Source organism: Peribacillus sp. V2I11, assembly GCF_030817135.1.
In the GTDB taxonomy this organism is placed as follows: Bacteria; Bacillota; Bacilli; order Bacillales; family DSM-1321; genus Peribacillus; species Peribacillus simplex.
The window spans coordinates 367,452-385,349 of sequence record NZ_JAUSYW010000001.1 but is presented as its reverse complement, the minus strand read 5'-3'; the positions used below and the strand labels follow the sequence as shown (position 1 = coordinate 385,349).

20 protein-coding genes and 1 pseudogene are annotated in these 17,898 nt (G+C 37.1%); 11 read left to right on the top strand and 10 right to left on the bottom strand.

Annotation, left to right across the window (positions count from 1 at the left end; translation table 11 throughout):
* Positions 1-46 precede the first annotated feature (46 nt).
* Together trxA and QFZ73_RS01785 are read left to right on the top strand one after the other, a co-directional pair.
* On the top strand, positions 47-361 hold the full coding sequence (trxA, locus tag QFZ73_RS01790; protein ID WP_307262257.1) for a thioredoxin: 315 nt from the start codon (positions 47-49) through the stop codon (positions 359-361).
* Between the two features lie 85 nt (positions 362-446).
* The gene (locus QFZ73_RS01785) at positions 447-1,571 is read left to right on the top strand and encodes an NADH-dependent flavin oxidoreductase (protein WP_307262254.1); all 1,125 of its coding nucleotides are present in this window, start codon (positions 447-449) and stop codon (positions 1,569-1,571) included.
* Positions 1,572-2,334: 763 nt separating this feature from the next.
* Here the strand turns inward: QFZ73_RS01785 and QFZ73_RS01780 are convergent.
* Both QFZ73_RS01780 and QFZ73_RS28845 read right to left on the bottom strand, forming a co-directional pair.
* Positions 2,335-2,733: a DoxX family protein gene (locus QFZ73_RS01780; RefSeq protein WP_251436541.1), complete on the bottom strand. Its 399-nt coding sequence runs from the start codon at positions 2,731-2,733 to the stop codon at positions 2,335-2,337.
* Positions 2,734-3,595: 862 nt separating this feature from the next.
* The gene (locus QFZ73_RS28845; RefSeq protein ID WP_373458903.1) at positions 3,596-3,823 is read right to left on the bottom strand and encodes a DUF4183 domain-containing protein; all 228 of its coding nucleotides are present in this window, start codon (positions 3,821-3,823) and stop codon (positions 3,596-3,598) included.
* 126 nt (positions 3,824-3,949) lie between these two features.
* Between QFZ73_RS28845 and QFZ73_RS01775 the strand changes: the two genes are divergently transcribed.
* The gene (locus QFZ73_RS01775) at positions 3,950-4,072 is read left to right on the top strand and encodes a hypothetical protein (protein WP_307262249.1); all 123 of its coding nucleotides are present in this window, start codon (positions 3,950-3,952) and stop codon (positions 4,070-4,072) included.
* 166 nt (positions 4,073-4,238) lie between these two features.
* Here QFZ73_RS01775 and QFZ73_RS01770 read toward each other — a convergent pair whose 3' ends face one another.
* Complete coding sequence (locus QFZ73_RS01770; RefSeq protein WP_076368851.1) at positions 4,239-4,412, bottom strand: aspartyl-phosphate phosphatase Spo0E family protein; 174 nt, start codon at positions 4,410-4,412, stop codon at positions 4,239-4,241.
* A 251-nt stretch (positions 4,413-4,663) separates the two neighbouring features.
* Between QFZ73_RS01770 and QFZ73_RS01765 the strand changes: the two genes are divergently transcribed.
* From QFZ73_RS01765 to QFZ73_RS01755, 3 genes are all read left to right on the top strand, one after another.
* Positions 4,664-5,371 carry a cytochrome c biogenesis protein CcdA gene (locus QFZ73_RS01765; RefSeq protein WP_251436539.1) on the top strand — a complete coding sequence of 236 codons (708 nt, stop codon included), beginning with the start codon at positions 4,664-4,666 and terminating at the stop codon, positions 5,369-5,371.
* A gap of 220 nt (positions 5,372-5,591) precedes the next feature.
* The gene (locus QFZ73_RS01760) at positions 5,592-5,798 is read left to right on the top strand and encodes a hypothetical protein (RefSeq protein ID WP_251436536.1); all 207 of its coding nucleotides are present in this window, start codon (positions 5,592-5,594) and stop codon (positions 5,796-5,798) included.
* 118 nt (positions 5,799-5,916) lie between these two features.
* The gene (locus tag QFZ73_RS01755) at positions 5,917-6,393 is read left to right on the top strand and encodes a CcdC family protein (RefSeq protein WP_063234659.1); all 477 of its coding nucleotides are present in this window, start codon (positions 5,917-5,919) and stop codon (positions 6,391-6,393) included.
* Between the two features lie 108 nt (positions 6,394-6,501).
* Here the strand turns inward: QFZ73_RS01755 and QFZ73_RS01750 are convergent, their stop codons facing one another.
* On the bottom strand, positions 6,502-6,876 hold the full coding sequence (locus QFZ73_RS01750; RefSeq protein WP_307262236.1) for a YeeE/YedE family protein: 375 nt from the start codon (positions 6,874-6,876) through the stop codon (positions 6,502-6,504).
* Positions 6,877-7,097: 221 nt separating this feature from the next.
* On the opposite strand from QFZ73_RS01750, the gene QFZ73_RS01745 reads away from it, so the two are divergent.
* From QFZ73_RS01745 to QFZ73_RS01730, 4 genes are all read left to right on the top strand, one after another.
* On the top strand, positions 7,098-7,403 hold the full coding sequence (locus QFZ73_RS01745; protein WP_251436534.1) for a DUF3219 family protein: 306 nt from the start codon (positions 7,098-7,100) through the stop codon (positions 7,401-7,403).
* A gap of 80 nt (positions 7,404-7,483) precedes the next feature.
* On the top strand, positions 7,484-7,912 hold the full coding sequence (locus tag QFZ73_RS01740; protein WP_251436531.1) for a DUF2621 domain-containing protein: 429 nt from the start codon (positions 7,484-7,486) through the stop codon (positions 7,910-7,912).
* Between the two features lie 161 nt (positions 7,913-8,073).
* Positions 8,074-9,219, top strand: coding sequence for an exonuclease SbcCD subunit D (locus QFZ73_RS01735; protein WP_251436528.1), 1,146 nt, complete (start codon positions 8,074-8,076; stop codon positions 9,217-9,219).
* Positions 9,216-12,347 carry an AAA family ATPase gene (locus tag QFZ73_RS01730; protein WP_307262228.1) on the top strand — a complete coding sequence of 1,044 codons (3,132 nt, stop codon included), beginning with the start codon at positions 9,216-9,218 and terminating at the stop codon, positions 12,345-12,347. The genes QFZ73_RS01735 and QFZ73_RS01730 overlap by 4 nt, the downstream gene beginning before the upstream one ends.
* A 66-nt stretch (positions 12,348-12,413) precedes the next feature.
* On the opposite strand, the gene QFZ73_RS01725 is transcribed toward QFZ73_RS01730, so the two are convergent.
* Positions 12,414-12,821: an Hsp20/alpha crystallin family protein gene (locus tag QFZ73_RS01725; RefSeq protein ID WP_251436522.1), complete on the bottom strand. Its 408-nt coding sequence runs from the start codon at positions 12,819-12,821 to the stop codon at positions 12,414-12,416.
* Between the two features lie 909 nt (positions 12,822-13,730).
* Here QFZ73_RS01725 and QFZ73_RS01720 point away from each other — a divergent pair.
* The gene (locus QFZ73_RS01720) at positions 13,731-13,862 is read left to right on the top strand and encodes a hypothetical protein (RefSeq protein ID WP_285847376.1); all 132 of its coding nucleotides are present in this window, start codon (positions 13,731-13,733) and stop codon (positions 13,860-13,862) included.
* A gap of 336 nt (positions 13,863-14,198) precedes the next feature.
* On the opposite strand, the pseudogene QFZ73_RS01715 reads toward QFZ73_RS01720, so the two are convergent.
* The 5 genes and pseudogenes from QFZ73_RS01715 to QFZ73_RS01695 all read right to left on the bottom strand — a co-directional run.
* Positions 14,199-14,366 (bottom strand): annotated as a pseudogene (locus QFZ73_RS01715) (amino acid permease); the annotation flags it as partial.
* A gap of 398 nt (positions 14,367-14,764) precedes the next feature.
* On the bottom strand, positions 14,765-15,016 hold the full coding sequence (locus tag QFZ73_RS01710) for a hypothetical protein (protein ID WP_251436519.1): 252 nt from the start codon (positions 15,014-15,016) through the stop codon (positions 14,765-14,767).
* 719 nt (positions 15,017-15,735) lie between these two features.
* Positions 15,736-15,894, bottom strand: coding sequence for an IS110 family transposase (locus QFZ73_RS01705; protein ID WP_373458987.1), 159 nt, complete (start codon positions 15,892-15,894; stop codon positions 15,736-15,738).
* A gap of 38 nt (positions 15,895-15,932) precedes the next feature.
* A complete protein-coding gene (locus QFZ73_RS01700) occupies positions 15,933-16,076 on the bottom strand; it encodes a hypothetical protein (protein WP_307262219.1) in 144 nt (47 codons plus the stop codon).
* Between the two features lie 369 nt (positions 16,077-16,445).
* A protein-coding gene (locus tag QFZ73_RS01695) for an IS3 family transposase (RefSeq protein WP_373458902.1) occupies positions 16,446-17,782 on the bottom strand; the annotation gives its coding sequence in 2 pieces (ribosomal slippage) (positions 16,446-17,398 and positions 17,398-17,782; 1,338 coding nt in all).
* Positions 17,783-17,898: the final 116 nt, after the last annotated feature.

Below are 17,898 nucleotides of genomic sequence, written 5' to 3'. Positions count from 1 at the left end.
GAGTAAAGACCATAAATATTTCGGATAATACAAGGAGGAAATGATCATGACAATAGAACATGTAACAGATGATAATTTTGCTAGTGAAATCAAGGAAGGTTTAGTATTGGTTGATTTTTGGGCACCGTGGTGCGGTCCGTGTAAAATGATTGCGCCAGTGCTTAATGAAATAGATGTGGAAATGGGTGATCGGGTTAAGATCGTAAAACTTAATGTGGATGAAAATTCAGATACGACAAGCGAATATGGAGTGATGGGAATTCCAGCTCTAATTCTATTCAAAGATGGAGAAAAGGTAGATCAAGTTATTGGCTTCAAGCCAAAAGAAGCCATTTCGGCATTAATCACAAAACATGCATAATTATTATCATAATATGCGGATGTGTATCGTGAATTAAGGACTTATACCAACCAACATGGTGGGTAACTAAATGGAGGATTACTAAATGAATTCTAAATATACACCATTATTTGAATCGTTCAATTTAGGAGAGAAATTAGAAGTGAAAAATCGATTGGTGATGGCACCTATGACAAATTTCTCTTCTAATCCTGACGGGACCGTAACCGACGCCGAAGTTAACTATTATGAACGTCGGTCAAGCGGGGTCGGCATGGTTATAACGGCATGTACTTACGTGACGGCTAATGGCAAAGGTTTTCATGGAGAATTTGGCGGAGATCAGGATGAATTGATTCCTAGTTTAAGTCGTTTGGCATCAGCGATTAAAGCGAAAGGTGCAAAGGCAATTCTTCAGATTTTTCATGGTGGCCGTGAGGTTCCACCGGAATTAATACCAAATGGAGATGTTGTCAGTGCAAGCAATATCTCATCGGAAGGCGAAGGAAAAGCAGTTCCGCGTCCACTATCTGAAAAGGAAATAGAATCGATCATTCTCGACTTTGGTGAAACCACCCGACGTGCCATTGAAGCGGGGTTTGACGGTGTCGAGATTCACGGTGCAAATGGTTACTTGCTACAGCAATTCTTTTCGCCTCATTCAAACCGTCGTGAAGACAAGTGGGGCGGTTCCCTTGAAAAGCGCCTGACTTTTCCATTAGCGGTTGTGGATGAAGTGAAAAAGGCTGTTGCTGAACATGCCAAGGATCCGTTCATCGTAGGATATCGTTTTTCACCGGAGGAACCGGAAACACCAGGTATCACGATGGAGGATACACTTGCATTAATTGATGGACTTGTAACAAAGAATCTGGATTATCTTCATGTTTCATTAATGGATTTCTGGTCGAAAGCAAGACGGGGAGCCGAGGTTGACCGACCTCGGATAGAGATTATTAAAGAACGTATTGGAGATCATGTTCCCTTAATTGGTGTTGGTTCCATCTATACAGCGGATGATGCGATCAAAGCACTGCAATCGGGGGTTCCGTTAATCGCATTAGGCCGTGAAATCATAATCGATCCTGAATGGGTACAAAAAGTGGAACAAGGCAGGGAAGCTGAAATCGTGACAAAAATAAACAAAGATAATCAGCGGCAACTTGATATTCCAGACCCATTATGGCAAGCGATCATCCACTCTCCAGGATGGTTTCCCGGGATTGAATAAATAGACGTTCATATATTAGTGAAATAAAAAAATGCATAATGGTTTTCATATAACCCCGGATAAGGAACACATATTAAAGTGTTCCTTATCCGGGGCTTTTTATGATCTTTTGGCTGCTTCATAGGCAACATTAAGACAAAGTGGGTGAGTGCTAAACTGCATAATAAGACTTTTGCAACAATTTTTTTAATGGTCTCTCCTCCGTTAATTGTTTAAAAGGGTTTGGAATAACCTTCCTCTTAACAATAAACAAAAGTGAATTATAATAAATTTCTAAAATAAAATGGGTTTTTTGAAAATGAAACACTATTCTTTTTATTATGTAATTGAATTTGTTAGGTTCTGCGACAGCCTAACAATCTACTTTCGATTATTGAAGGAATTGGTATAGCCTTCAGGCCCATTTTCATTGAAGAGGGGTTCCCTATGTCGGGAATTTTGTAAAATATCCGGTAGATCTTCATTTCTGGATAAATTTCAATAATGGATAGAAGACAAATAACTGTAAGAGAAGACTCTGATAATAATTGATATGAACTTTTAGACTAGTACCTAGGGACAATAGTAAATGTACTTGATATTAAGGGGAATCTTAAATCAAAAATCACTTGTAGGAAGTCTGACCCTTATGAATTCTTACCAAAGATTGGAATCTGGAGAAAATATGCCCTGGTTCTTTCTAAGGAAAAAGAAAAAACACGGAGTGGTTTTATCCAACTCCGTGTTTTCATAATGTAGGGATTAGCAAACCTAAACGATATCTTTAAAATAGAAAGGAATCAAGTGAGTATGGGCCAGCTCCGATTATCGCAACGCCAATCGCCACTGCAAGAATGGCAAGATTATATTCATAACCGTTTTGAGTTGCCCAGTAGCCATTTGCTCCATGGACTTTAACGATCGCAACGAGCATTGTAAGTGCAATTAATATACCAGCAAAGGGTGTAAGGAGACCTAAAGCAAATAAAGCTCCGCCAATAAGCTCTGATAGACCAGCAAATAGGGCCATGGTAACTCCTGGCTTCATGCCAATTGAATCAAACCAGCCTCCTGTACCTTTCAAGCCATGACCGCCAAACCAACCAAATAATTTTTGAGCCCCATGTCCGACAAACGATAATCCGATTACTACGCGTATTACTAATAAACCTATACCAATCATTTATGATTCCTCCTGAAATTATATTTTGAATTTAGATATCTGTATTTCGAGATTTGTGCCAAAAAAACATAGCGCGAATTATCTCGAAATAAATTATCTTTATTTAAGGATAATATTTTTTGAGCGATTTGTCAAACACAATTTTATCATTTTCATTTTAAAAATAATAAAGATTAGAGAATAATTGAAGTTCCTTTTGATTTTTTTGTGTGAAAATTAAATGAAATGAAAAAACTATTTAATAGCAAACCGCAAAAATCTTGAGAGGGAAAAATAGCGTCAGCATAAGAAAATAAGGGAGAAATGTTCAATGTCAGCTATTACAATTAAAGCCGTACTTCAAGCAAAATCAAGTTACGAGTAACTTCTGCTGCAGAAGCTGTTAGAGGGAGGAAACTCTTTCACAAGAAGAAGAAGGGTGTATTACCTATGATATTCATCAGTTATTTTTTATGAGTCTTGTAAAGACCAAAGTGCACGAGAAATCATATAAAATTCAATCATTATCAACAATACGGAATCCTTGATTGAAGCATGAGAAGTGTACCGATTAAAAAAATTGAATTGTAACCAGTTGGCAGCCAAAGTGTATTGAGTAAACTTTCATATAATCAAAGTTCCCGCTTTGTTAATTTGAATCGTTAGGCATTTGAAGTAGCTTACTGTGGGTGGAGTTGAATATTTGGGGTGTCACAGTCGCTATTAGGGTCTTCAAACGAATGCCCTCCTGCAATATCTTACTCGTGAATTTCACTGTTTAACTCGTGAGTTTTGCTGATTTACTCGTAAGTTTTGCACTTTAACTCGTAAATTTCACACATTAACAGTATATGGAATTCGATTTTATTTATGAGGGCGCCGATCAATTTAAGCATTCCTTTTTCAACAGAGTAATTATCTTGGGGCTGCAAACGCCATTTATAAATAAATTCATATAGGATGCCTTTGATGGATCCAAAATTACCTGACTTTTAATGTCAGGTATTCCGTCTTTTTCTTCATAAATCCGTTGGCAGCCATTTGGAATAGCGCAAAATTCATAAGGAATGATTCTTTTTGGGATTCTCGTGCGAACTTCGTGGGAGAGCACTTAGGGGAAAACAACAAAGGTCTCGGGATTTCTGTATCCTTTTTAATAAAACGGCAATATATACTGTCCATTTCTAAAACTCTCCCCTTTTCTTATCTCCCTATACATTTTAAAAAAGGTAGTCTTGTGATCACTGTTCCGGACGATTCTTCCATCTTAGTTGGATCTCCTATTGTTCTTGTACTGACAAACTTTGCACCGACATCCGATGTTTATATTACAACATCGGATGTCGGTGCATTATTTTAAATGAAAAAAACAGGAAAACAGGCACGCACTTAGCGCTTGCCTGTTTTTTTATATAAAAAAGGTCATGCCTAAGTATTCAAATTAAGAAAGATTGTAAAAAGGGGAGATTAACAGCAAAATAATTCATATAATAATATATGTGGTTATCAATGGGAGATGAACTGAGTTAAAAACCTGTACCGGTTTTATAAAAAAGTTCATTATATTTATTTAATAATTGATCAAGTTGCTGGCTATATTCAACGGCAACATGCGAGTTTAAACCATCTTTAGCAACAATCTTGATAAGTTCATTTCTCTTTAATTCGATCTGTTCGAGAAATTCATTCTTTTTAGCCATTATATTTCCTTTCTGGCCCCAACATTTATTCAAGGTACCCTTAATTTATGTGTTCGTTTGTAAAATCTGTATGAATATAACAATTATATCGGCTTGGGGTAATGAATTCAAATAAGTTAACTTAATCCTCCGTCGCCCCATCCAAGTTATAAGCAATTGGTCGTCATGAAATATTCAAAGTTCCATAAATGTATTTTTTTATCTTATTTGTTACAATGTTTATAGGTTGACATACATAGGAGTGAGCTTATTTGAATGATATTAATATGTTTTTAGCTTTTGGGGCGGGCTTTCTGAGTTTTATATCGCCATGCTGCTTACCGCTATATCCGGCTTTTTTATCTTATATCACTGGTATGAGTGTTGGTGAAATCAAATCCGAGAACGCCATGCTCCAAAGAAGAAGCATGCTGCATACTTTATTCTTCCTTCTTGGGTTTTCTCTGGTTTTTATTGCAATAGGTTTTAGCACAACATACCTAGGTTCTTTTTTCTCGAATTACAAAGAATTAATTCGTCAGATTGGTGCCATCCTGATTATCATTTTTGGTTTATTCATTGTAGGAATCTTTCAGCCGAAATCTTTGATGAAAGACAGTCGTTTTGAATTTAAGAACCGACCCAGCGGATATATAGGTTCCATTCTTATCGGACTTGCCTTTGCGGCTGGATGGACCCCTTGTGCCGGTCCGCTATTAGGTGCTGTCATTTCACTGGGGGCAACTAATCCTAGTGCTGCCATGAGCTATATGACTGCCTATATTTTAGGATTTGCCATACCGTTTTTCATATTATCCTTCTTTGTCGGAAAATTGAAATGGATAAAAAAGTACAGCCAATACATCATGAAGATTGGCGGATATTTAATGATTGTAATGGGTGTGATTTTGTTTTTTAATTGGATGACCAAAATAATTGCAGTCCTGTCTAGACTATTCGGTGGCTTTACGGGGTTTTAGTCCATAATAAGCTATTTTTTCAATAAAATTCTATTTGAATTGACTGCTGTTAGGTCTTATTTCTTTCCTTTTTTGTGCCATTTCTGTTGATTCTGCGTCTAAAGTTATGTATTTTTAAAAATTATATATAAAAATCATTACATTTCGAACGCGTGCCCTTGTTTTGAATGAGGAGGAACGGCTATGGTGATGCTAAGTATATGAGAATGACACTTTCAATTTGAATCCTGACCTTATAACGATGGATATGACCATGCCAATCATGATCATGCTGGATGCCGAAAAAAATCAAGAAGGAATTTCAGCTGTAAAGGTCATAATGCATGGGTCAGCAAAAAATGGTTGTCGAGGCTATAGAAGCCGGGGCCTAGATTTTATCTTCAATCCTTTTGACGAGGGCATGGTATTGGATAAAAAGGCCGTTTAATTAATGACACTCACCTTGTTTATCTCAAATAGGTAATATATACTTTGTTTATCAATTGAAGTCATATATAATTTTTAAGGGTACTTACCTATTTTTAGTTTAAAGGGATGGTTAAGAGATGATATATATATCAACAGGTATAGCGATTGTGATGGCTATAGGTGTTTTCATGTTACGGATGAAGGAAACGAAAAAACCAGTGAATGAAAAGAAAATCATCTTACCGCCTCTGTTTATGAGTACGGGTGCTTTGATGTTTATTTTCCCGATGTTTAGGGTGACTCGATACGAATTGTTGGAGGCTCTTGTGGCAGGGATGTTATTTTCCATCTTATTGATTAAAACATCTAAATTTGAAGTTAGAGATGAAAAAATTTATATTCTACGCTCTAAAGCGTTCATATTCATATTGATTGGTCTCATGGTGATTCGACTGGTGGCAAAACTGATGCTGGGAAGCACGATTGAAATCGGTGTATTGAGCGGAATGTTTTTCTTACTTGCTTTTGCCATGATCGTTCCGTGGAGAATTGCCATGCTTTACCAATATAAGAAAGTTAAAGCAGCCAGTTTCGGCGGAAGTAGCATGGTGTGATACATGTATTGTAGGATTTATTCAAAGGGACAATCAAAAAACCTGAGTCGATATTCATAATGACTCAGGTTTTTCATTTGCCTGGAAACTATTCATGAGAGTATAAAATTAATCCGAAAACCTATATTTCGTCATGGCTGCCCCTAGCAGATATCCAAAAAGGGCAACCCAACTTCCGATCATGCCCTCACCGGCACGATACCATGTTCCAGTGGCGCAACCTCCTTCCAGAAACATACCAATACCAAAAATAAAGCCACCGACGATTGTTCCCAACCATGGAAAACCATCATTTCCAAACTGAATGACCCCTGTATCATTCAATGCATAAACACCAATACTTTGTATCGCTATAACAATAAATGTAGCTAAGAACATCCGTCCATCTTTAGCTAAAATCAAATCACGATATGCACCAACAACACAGAAACGGCCTCTTTGAAGCACAAATCCCAGCAGTAAACCACAAATAATCCCGAACACAAGCGTTGGGCTGCTACCGAAGGTCATGAAATCACGGAGTTTGAGCAGATCGATGACGCTAAATGGCGGATAATCGTGAAAAAGGGAAAGTAAATTGATTTGAAGAAAACGTGCTCGGGTTTCCTGTGCACGTTTTTTTATTTTTTCAAGGTTGAATAATTGGCGCTGAAAGTTTCTGGTGATAACATGTCTTTAACCACCTTTTTAAGGAGATGTTGATAATGGTAGACGAGGTCATTTTAAACGATGTTCCACTGCATGTTACTGATTTTCTTTCTGAAACTGTAAAGGATTCAGAGGGTGAGGAAGTCAGAAAAGTCAGTTTTAATTTCAAGGTTACACATAGTGAATATCATGATATTACAACATTGCTTTATCAAATGGTATTTGATTTAAAGATTCCACAGTCAAACGAGGAGTTTCGAGCAGAGATCTTTAACTATGCAACTTCGGTCACGAATCTATATGAAGAAAATGCGGTTGGGGATTTTTCGCTCGTCTTACTGGAAGTGAACGGTCAGGAATGATTGCGTTGCCAGTCTTGTAAAGATATGGGTTACTGTCTATAATAATAGTGACGATCATTCTATACATATGAGGTGGTACTTTGCTTAGTGGATGGTTTTTATGGTTTATTCTATTTTGGGTAGCCCTTTTAATTATATTGATGAGCATAGGTGGCTTTTTCATGTTTCGAAAGTTCCTGAAAAGATTTCCCAAAGAAGATGGGAAATCCGATATGGATTGGGAAGAATACTATTTGGACCAAACAAAGCACTTATGGTCAAAGGAGCAAAAGGAATTACTAGAAGATTTAGTGAGCCCTGTGCCAGAACTTTTTCGTGATGTTGCACGTCATAAAATCGCGGGGAAAATCGGCGAGTTGGCGTTAAAGGAAAAAGCGGGCGATATTACGGAAGATTTAGTGATACGCGGCTATATCATTGCCACACCAAAACGTGACCATAAATTTTTACAAAAAAAATTAGCTGAAAGAAAGGTGAATATGGGTCCCTATGAACACTTATTCAGCTAATGATGAAAAAAGCAGACTCTTTAGGAGTTTGCTTTTTTTATTCTGAATAATTCAAAAGAATGGGGCAGTGTGGTAAAAATTAGAACGTTTGTACCCAAACCATGCTATTCGTTAAATTTTTGATATAATAATAGTAAGTAAAATTAGGACGGAGTGAAACTATGAAATTTATCCATACGGCTGATTGGCATTTAGGGAAAATCGTTCACGGGGTACATATGACAGATGACCAAAGGCATGCACTCTTGCAATTCATAGAAATTGTCGAAGAGGAAAAACCGGATGCGGTTGTTATTGCCGGTGATCTATATGATCGTTCCGTTCCGCCGACAGAAGCGGTGGAGCTTCTTGATGAAATCCTTTATACGATTAATGTGAAAATGAATACACCGATTGTTGCGATATCGGGAAATCATGATTCTGCGGAAAGGCTTGCATTCGGTTCATCATGGTATCGTCATAGTCAGTTATACATTCATGGGAAATTGACAAAAACATGTGAGCCGGTTCGCATCAAAGGCGTGAACTTTTATTGTGTTCCATATGCAGAACCTGGGACGGTCCGCCATCTTTTTGAAGATGATAGTATCCATTCACATCAAGCAGCAATGAAGCGGATAACCGGAACGATTGCTGAAAATTTAAACAAGGATGAGCCGAATGTCTTCGTAGGACATGCTTTTGTATTAGGCGGAAAAACGAGCGATTCGGAAAGGGTCTTGTCGGTAGGTGGTTCTGGCTGTGTTTCATCCGACTTATTCGATGCGTTCGATTATACGGCACTTGGGCATTTACATAGTCCAGACGCGATACGTCATCCAAAGGTGTTTTACTCTGGATCACTATTAAAATATTCTTTTTCTGAGGCCAAGCAGAATAAGTCGCTTTCCATCGTCGATATGCAAGAAGATGGAAGCTTTGATATACGCTATCGTTCTTTGGCACCCAATTTCGATATGAGGGAAATATCCGGAGTTATGGAAGAGTTACTCGATCCCTCTTTCTATCAATTGCAAAAAAGGGATGACTATTTGAAAATAACACTAAATGATGAGGGGGCACTTATCGATCCTATTAACCGCCTGCGCCAGATTTATCCGAACGTACTACATCTAGAGCGAAAATGGGATTTGACCGACCTTAGAAGAAAAAAATCCTTCTCTTCTGTAAAAGATGAACGGAAATCAGAATTGGACCTGTTTGAAACGTTTTATCAAGAAATGACAGATCGGGACTTTGATTCTCAAAAGCAGGATTTGATGGTTTCGGTAATTGAGGCTGTTAAGAAAGAGGAGGCTTTGAAATGAGACCGGATATTTTAACGATGCAGGCATTCGGACCATATGCAGGAAGGGAAACCATTGACTTTAATTCCCTTGGAGAACGGACCATGTTTGTCATTTCTGGAAAGACAGGTGCAGGGAAAACAACGATATTTGATGGGATTAGTTTTGCGATATATGGAAAAGCCAGCGGTGAAGATCGAAGCGGGCAAGATTTGCGAAGTCAGTTTGCCGAAGATGATATGTTGACTGAAGTCTCGTTACAATTTACCCTGCGTGGAAAAACGTATTTGGTGACCCGATCGCCGCAGCAGGAACGTAAGAAAAAAGCAGGTGAAGGAACAACAACGGTTGGAGCAAAGGCTGAATTATATGAGATATTGGCAGAAGGAAAAAAATTGCTGGGTGCAAATGTACGAGAAGTTGAAGAAAAAATCAAAGTACTCATTGGACTTGATGCGAATCAATTCCGGCAAATCCTGATGATTCCACAGAATGAATTCCGAAAACTGTTAACTTCCGACAGCAAGGATAAAGAACAGATTCTCCAGAAATTATTTCATACTGAACTTTATAAACGAATAGAAGAAAAATTAAAAGAAGAGGCTTCCATCCTAAGAAAGAAAAGTGAAAAAAGTGCTCAGCGGCGAATTGAATTAATGAAAGGCATCCAGCCTGGTAATCATGAAGAATTGCAGGCACAATTACAAGGGGAAGAGCCTAATGAACAGCAGGTCTTACCATTATTACAGGAAGTCATTTTGCAAGCGGCAGAAAAAAATGAGGATATAAATAAACATATAAAGGAAAAGCAAAAAGCTCGTGATCAAGTAAACCAAGAACTTTCAAAAGCTGTCGATTTATTAAATCGATTTTCGGAAAAGGAAAAACTGCGAAAAGAAAAGGAGGCCCTTGAAGCAAAGCTGCCAGAAATGGAACTAGTGAAAGTCCAAATAAAAATGGCACACAAAGCGGCTTCGCTTGAAAAGCAGGAACAATACTATTTGCGAATTGGCAAACAAGTACAAGATGCGAATGCCGAACTTCAAAAGTTAAGTGAGCAGTCCGAGAAGTTACGGACTGAGCGCATTGAGAAGCAGGATTCCTATGATAAGGAAATGTTGAAGGAAAATCAAAGAGAGCAGGCAGTCCGAACTGTTCATCAGCTTGAGCAGGTAAAAGAGGCTGTCATGACTTTTGCAAGCTTAAAAGCACAGGTTACATTAGATGAAAAAGAATGGCAAACTAGTAAACGACTTCGTGAAAAAACTGTTTCGGAACATCTGTCTATTGAAGAGGAGGCAGAGAAAGTTGCTCAAGAAAAAACAGAAGCGGAAAATGCGGCTGTTCTTTATCGTGATCAGGAAATTGAAGCAGAAAGAAATAATCAATCGTTATCGAAAATTAAAAAGCTTCAAGAAGTTCTTCATGAAATCCAGAATACGAAACGAGTTCTGGATGAAAAGAATAATCGGTTCCAAGAGTTACAAAGAATACAAATTCAGGACAAGGAAAAACTGGAAACCCTGAACCGAAACTGGCGATCAGGCCAAGCGGGTATGCTTGCCTCCATGCTGCACTATGGAGAAAATTGTCCTGTGTGCGGTTCGCAAAGTCATCCAAAACCAGCGAAAATGCATGAGCATATGCCGACGGATTTGGAACTGAAAGAACAAGAAAACAAGCTGAAAACTGCAGAACAACAAAAAAGCCAAGCTGAAAGTGAATATTATCAAGCGAAATCAAAATATGATGCACTGGTAGAGTCTTCACAAGAAAAGCTTAGTGACTTAAAAAATGACATGCCGGAGTTTAGGTATGAAGATATTGATGAGCATTTGATACAGTTTGTACAAAAAGGAAAAGTGCTGCAAGAGCAGCTAAAAGAATTGATGCGAAAAAAATCTGTATTCAATGATCTGGAAAAAAGGTTGCTGGATTTAAAAGAGAAAGCATCCCAGCTTAAGGATAATCTGATCTCTTTAGAAAGAAAAGAGGACCAAGGGAAAACCAGGTATATTGAAAACTCTACAAAACTAACAGGATTAACCGATTCCCTGCCAGGTGGAATACGGACAGAGGAAGAATATAATGCAGCTTATCAAATGGCTGTGAAAACACAGAAACGCTTACAATCGGCCTTGGAAGATGCACAAAAAAACCTTCAACTGGTGAAGGAAAGAGAATCGGCCATCATAGCAAAAAAAGAATCCCTAAGCGGAAATATAGAGGCTTTAAATAAAGAATTGAAAGAGGAGCGGGAAAAGCTAATTACGGATATGACCAATCAAGGTTTTTCCAATTATAAAGAATATACGGCAGCAAAAAAATCGGAAGCGGCTCTTGGAAATTTGGAGGACCAAATTCAGCAGTATAATCAAAATTGGCAAAGTGTATTAAGTCTGTTTCATGATTTGGAAATGAAATTAAAAGATGTGACCAAACCGGATCTTGAAGGATTGAAAAAGACTTTCGATTTCATAGATGAAGAATTGGAGTCGTTACGCCAAAATCAGAATGAATTACAGGCTGAAAAGCGGACTAACGAAGAAATCGAAAGGAAATTGGCGCAAATCAGGGAAGATCAGAAAAGTTTGGATGAAAGGTACAGTATCGTCGGTCATCTGTCTGAGATTTCCAAAGGTCAAAACTCCTTCAAAATAACTTTTGAACGATATGTACTGGCTGCCTTTTTAGATGATATCCTAAAAGAAGCCAATTCAAGACTGCTGAAAATGACAAGCGGCAGATATCAGCTGTTGCGAAAGCTTGATCCTACACGCAGGAATATCCAGAGCGGTCTGGAATTATCTGTGTATGACCAATATACAGGACATGAGAGGCATGTCAAAACCCTTTCGGGAGGCGAGAGCTTTAAGGCATCCCTTGCACTTGCCTTAGGCCTTGCGGATGTAGTCCAGCAGAATGCTGGCGGAATTTCACTCGAAACGATGTTCATCGATGAAGGTTTCGGTACGCTTGACCCTGAATCTCTTGATCATGCGATTGAAGCATTAATGGATATACAAAGTACCGGAAGATTGGTGGGGATAATTTCCCATGTCCCGGAATTGAAAGAAAGAATCGATGCACAGCTTCAAGTCATTTCTACACAAAATGGAAGTCGAACTTCCTTTTATTTTGCTGGATAATCAAGAAAAAAGAATGGCTAAGGGGATGTGATTCCCTATGCCATTCTTTTTATTTTTATGAACGAACTACTCAATGTTAATATCTTCAGCTGTTTTTCCGGGGGAAAACTTATGGATGCGAATCACCAATATCGGATTCGAGAATTCAGCGGTAATTCTTCGTGAGCAAATCGAAAAGGGGAAAGGGATTTTTCTCTGTGTGGGTAGTGCATCTTCTTTTTTTTTAAGAAAATGCTTGTCAGTATCGTCAACGGTGATCGATAGCTCATTATCACATAGGCAAACTTTTATATCTTTCACATCATGATTTTCCAAAACCGCTTCCACCATATACTCATCGTCACTTTCGTATATATCAATTGAAAAAAGTTGATGATCCAACGCACAAGTTTCCGGATCCAGAAAAAAACTTTTTACCCATTCATCAAACTTTTCAACCTCATTCATTTGCGATCCATGTTGATTGTCTTGCATGTTGATACCCCCGGTTTTCCTTTGATGTATTATATGTTGGAGCAAGAAGAATGGTGATTGAAAAAGTGGTTCAAAAAATGTAAAAAGCAACCAAGGATTTTAGAAAAGTAATCAAAGCAAAGAAACGACGGGTGTGTGTGGGTATTAATTAAAAGTAGAAGTAAGTTAATAAAAGTGATAACCAATTCTATATGAGTTGGTCATTTCTTTATAATCGATCATGTTGATCTATTAAGCTCGAATCTTACTACCATCTATATCTTAATCTTCGAAACCAGTGAATCACTCAAAGTTTAACCATGAACTTAAATTCAAGGGTGATGAAATCCTGCGAATAAGCGAGTATTTGGAGAAAATCGAATTGAACTGAGGGAGTTCAACAAGCTTAGTGTATTTGCAAAGGGCATTAATTTAATTGGAAAATGATGTATAATCTAAACTAACAACAACTTTCATATGGTGGTGAAATTCATGTTTAAAGCTATGAAAGATTTTATTTCTAGTTTTTTGCTAATTACTAGTTGGCTAATATTTGCAGTTAGTAGCATTTTTTTCATTTTTAACAGTTTTTACAATCCCTATTTTTTTGATAATATTTGCAACTGGCTTACTTTTTTTCTATATTTCTAGGAAACTGGACACAAGAAAAGTCTCAAAAAGATAATTACGATTCCTATGTACATAAATAAATTTTGTTCTTAAAGTACAAGTGCTCTACTTCTAAGGGAGTTGCTGCAACTATTTTTCTTATGAATAAAGGGGCAGGTTCCTTTAATTTAAAAAATAATAATATTGCTAGTGGAATAAATAAGTGGAAAAGGAGGAAACGATTTTTTTGTATATATGTATCTAATCGGATTATTAATGGGTCTTGGGTTTTATGCACTTACTTATCTTTTTGTGAAGGAAATGGAAAATAAGGTAAGAGTTTTAGTGGTGGTAGTGCTTGGGGTTTTAACCTTATTTGGAAGTATTACTGTAATAGGTGGATTTGAAGGTATGCCCTTTGGAGTGTTAAGTGTAGGTATTTTAACAATCTAAATTTTGTTAGATTTTTTTGGAAAAAGTTCATTATGGAAAAAGTCAGTCTATACCTTTGTCATTTTGTTTGTTGTTTCGTATATTGCATTTAAGTATCTAAATGAAGTTGATTACTGGATTGTGAAAAAAACGCATTATTCTCCTGGCGATGATGTTGGGTTATTATATACAACAACTTCAGAAAGATGCAACTATTCAAGGGTATAAAACCATTTCTGAGGGAAATAAAGGTATTGTTCTATCTTTAGGTGGGAAAAAATTCATGGAATGTGGGGAATGATTCTACATTGAAATCATTGTGCTTTTCCAAGTTCATTGTCTTCACCATTTTTGTGCTTATTTCACTTTTTTATCATTACGTGATAAACAGGCTACCATGAAAGGTATACCACAGTATAGCCCTAGTCTTTGATTAGGAATAAAAATAAGGCTAATAAGGCAAATTAACACAATTCCGTTTGACACGAATCCCAAGATCGGAACGAGTGGATAAAGAGGTGTTCTGTGGAAAAAATGTAAAAGCTCATTAAGTATACTTCGACTATGTAATCACATTAACTAACTCTAATTCGACTATGTAATCACATTAACTAACTCTAATTCCAAGGAGGAATAAAAATAGGTGGAATAAAATCAGGAGAGAGAGAGAGTAGGACCGGAAATATCTAATGAGGACGATTAGTGCCCAAGATGAATATCAGCCGATGCTTTCAAGGTATTAGCTTTTTCGTTTTTATCAATTTATGTAGCATTTTTATACTTGACTGTTTTCTACCTCGAAAGAAGCCTGACTGTTGCATAAAAAAGGGGATTTATTCTATATACTGATCCCGGTCCTCACCTACGCTAGATACTATGACGGCCACGCATGCATGCCATCCTAGAAAACATCATTGGACTTCTTATTCTACTATTTGGTGTTGCAGGGTTGTTTCTCTAAGTAGTTTCTCGGCTTCAATTATACAAGCACCCTTGTCATGTAGGTATTCAAGTGAGATGCCCCTTCTTAATGCTGTTTGTTCCATTAATCTAATTTCATGATACATAGCATCAGACAAGATTCCTTTTTCAATGTTCTTTTTTATTTCATAATAAAACCCCGCCAATAATTCTAACGGTAACTTATCGTAAAGGGAACTTTTTTCGTTCTCCATAAAGCACCTCCTCTTTCGACAATAAATCTCGCATACATATTTGTAATAAAAACATAAGGGATCTTAAGGGGACCTTTCTAGGGAAACCCTGAATTTGACCGATTTGGCCGGATACAGAGTTTTTTTTGTATTTGAAAAAAGGAGCAAAGAGCCTACTTAACATGATTAATGAATCACTGTTTCCTATTCGGAAGAAGCTAGCCGTTGCATAAAAAAGGGGATTTCTTCTATGTACTGTTCCCGGTATTGGCCCCACCTACGCCAGATACTATGACGGCCACGCATGCCATCCAACCTATTATCATAATAAAAGAAAGCGCTTACATTGTCAAGGATTTCATTTGGAAATATGAACAAAAACCCTTGGTATGATAAAAGTGATCTAAGGCTGATAGGCTAAAGGGAATAAAAATAACAAAATCAGCAGACCTATCATTTTAATAATACCCAAAATAGGATAATATGTATTTAGCCAAAATGGTTGAGCGCCGTTTAAAGCTAAAAATCCCGTAGTTTCAGTCCCATTTTTCCATCCTTTTACTAGTTTAAATGTTTTAGGTATCTTCACTGTCGGAAGAATCTCTAAAGCATAATGGTTTTGTTTATTTTAAAATAGACCACGATAGAATATATTTTTTATATAACATCCCCAAATGGCTATGCTCACTATTCCTATTTAGTAGGATTTATTGTTCAATAATATTAACAATCATTTATTTTCAATTTTTTGTATGAAGCTTGGCAAGCCATTCGGCATCTTTCACATCAGTCTTACGCCCTGGAACATTTTTGACATGTCTGGCATTGGCAAGAACAAGGTGCAAAGATCCTTCGAGTATATTCCATATTGGTTTCCAGTAGACTCCGGTACTTTCCATCACAACATCGGATACCTAAAGGGTAGCGAGCCAATCACTTAAAGCCAACAGTCCCGTTGTTGTAGTTGAAAAAGTTTCAATAGAGGTTTTTGGCTTTTTTCTAATGGACCAAATAATACGCGGGCTTCTACTTTTTCTTGGTGTACATCTAGGCCAGCACACCGTTCAATCATTGCTTCCATAGGAGAATCACCTCAATAAAAGATTAACCATACATATGACAGGAGATTTGTTACAAAAATTTTTGTATACGTACTAGCAGTACACTAAATGGTTCTTCCATACTGTCACAACCAGTTTCATATACAGGGTATCTTCCTTAAGATCCACCAAAAAAGGTTCAGCCTGGTTGTATTGTTATCACCATTATTGTCAACGGTTTAATGGGTTAGACTTTATTTTGGGTAATGAGCAGGGTTTCGTGGTAGATGGTGGCGGCGAGGATCGCCGCCATAGAAGTTTCTTATGGAACTAAAGGGGCAGTTTTGTTAAAGATAAGGTTAAATAAGAGTTTAAACTGTACCCTATGTAAAGGACATTTTAAAAAAAGGTCATGCCACTTGGAGAAGGTGATTTCTGTATTGAACAGGAGTCATCTTCTTTAAGTTCCATTGATATCTGAAATTGTTATAGTACGTCATATAACTTCTTATTTCCTTTTTAAGTTCTTCTATAGTATTACAAGGTTTAATATAAGCTTCATCTTTGAAATGACCAAAGAAGGACTCTAGTGGAGCGTTATCCCAACAGTTCCCTCTTCTTGACATGGATTGCCCAAGTCCTAGTTTTTTTACGTGTTTCTGAAAAGTGGGACTAGTATAGTGTACTCCTTGATCAGAGTGTATAAAGGCCCCTTCGGCAAACTTTACTCGTTTATTCTTCGTTAACTTTACTAATGTATCTGTAGCTAAATCTAATGTCATTCGGCTAGACACATTATATGCAAGTATTTCATTCGTTGAACTATCTTTAATCGTGGATAAATAAGCCTTTTGTCTATTGTCATAATATAAATAGGTAATATCAGTAAGTAATACTTTTCCTGGAATTGCTTGTTTAAACTCTCGGTTTAATAAGTTCGGCAGAATGGTGTGTTCTTGAGTGGCTTTCAACATCTTCTGATAAGGGTTGGTTCTTCTAATAGGACAAACAATCTTGTATTTCCTCATAATCCTTCGGATTCGCTTCAAGTTATATGTAATTCGAAACTGTCCTTCTAACGTCATCTTAATCTGGCGTGCACCTTTTTTACGGCGTTTAAAATGAAAAGCATTTAAAATATTTTCTTTAAGTATCAAGTCTTTTTCTTCTCTTCGCTCTCTTCTTTCCTGAGCTTGTGAAGAAAAGTAGTTATAAAAACCAGAGCGAGAAACTCCCGCAATTTCGCATAAGAAACTCACCATATTTTTAAGTAGATACTTTTCTATTACTGAACGTATTAAAAGAAACCTCTGTTCAGCAGAGACTTTTACTCGTTTTTCTTCATCCCCCTTTCCATCATGTCTAACTTTTTTAGTAATTCATTCTCAGCTCTCAACAATTGATTTTGTGCTTCTAATCTAGCATTCTTTTCTTCTAGAGAAAGCTCCTTCTGAGTTGGTCTCCCCGAATTATCACTACGCGTATCCCTAAGTCCCAAAACTCCTGATTTTTTATAAGCAGTACGCCATCTGGAGGCTGCCCTTTGTACTCTGACAATACCTATGACTTCAATATTAAAACCATTCTCCTCGAAAATCCGCCTTGGCAACTTACCATTTTCATTTTCAGCTATAAAAATCCTCTTAAATTCGTCTGTATATGTAACACCCTTTGAACTTATAGATTTAACATATGGATTATTAGATAGTATTTCTATTTCTTTCTCAGTAAAGAGTTTTTTTGGCATTTAATTGTTCTCCGATTCTCCCATTTTTTTCATTATACATAAAAGTACCCTACAGAGCAGACCTTTTTTTAGTGTCTACTCTATAGGGTACAGTTTAGTTGTTTTGTAACTCTTTT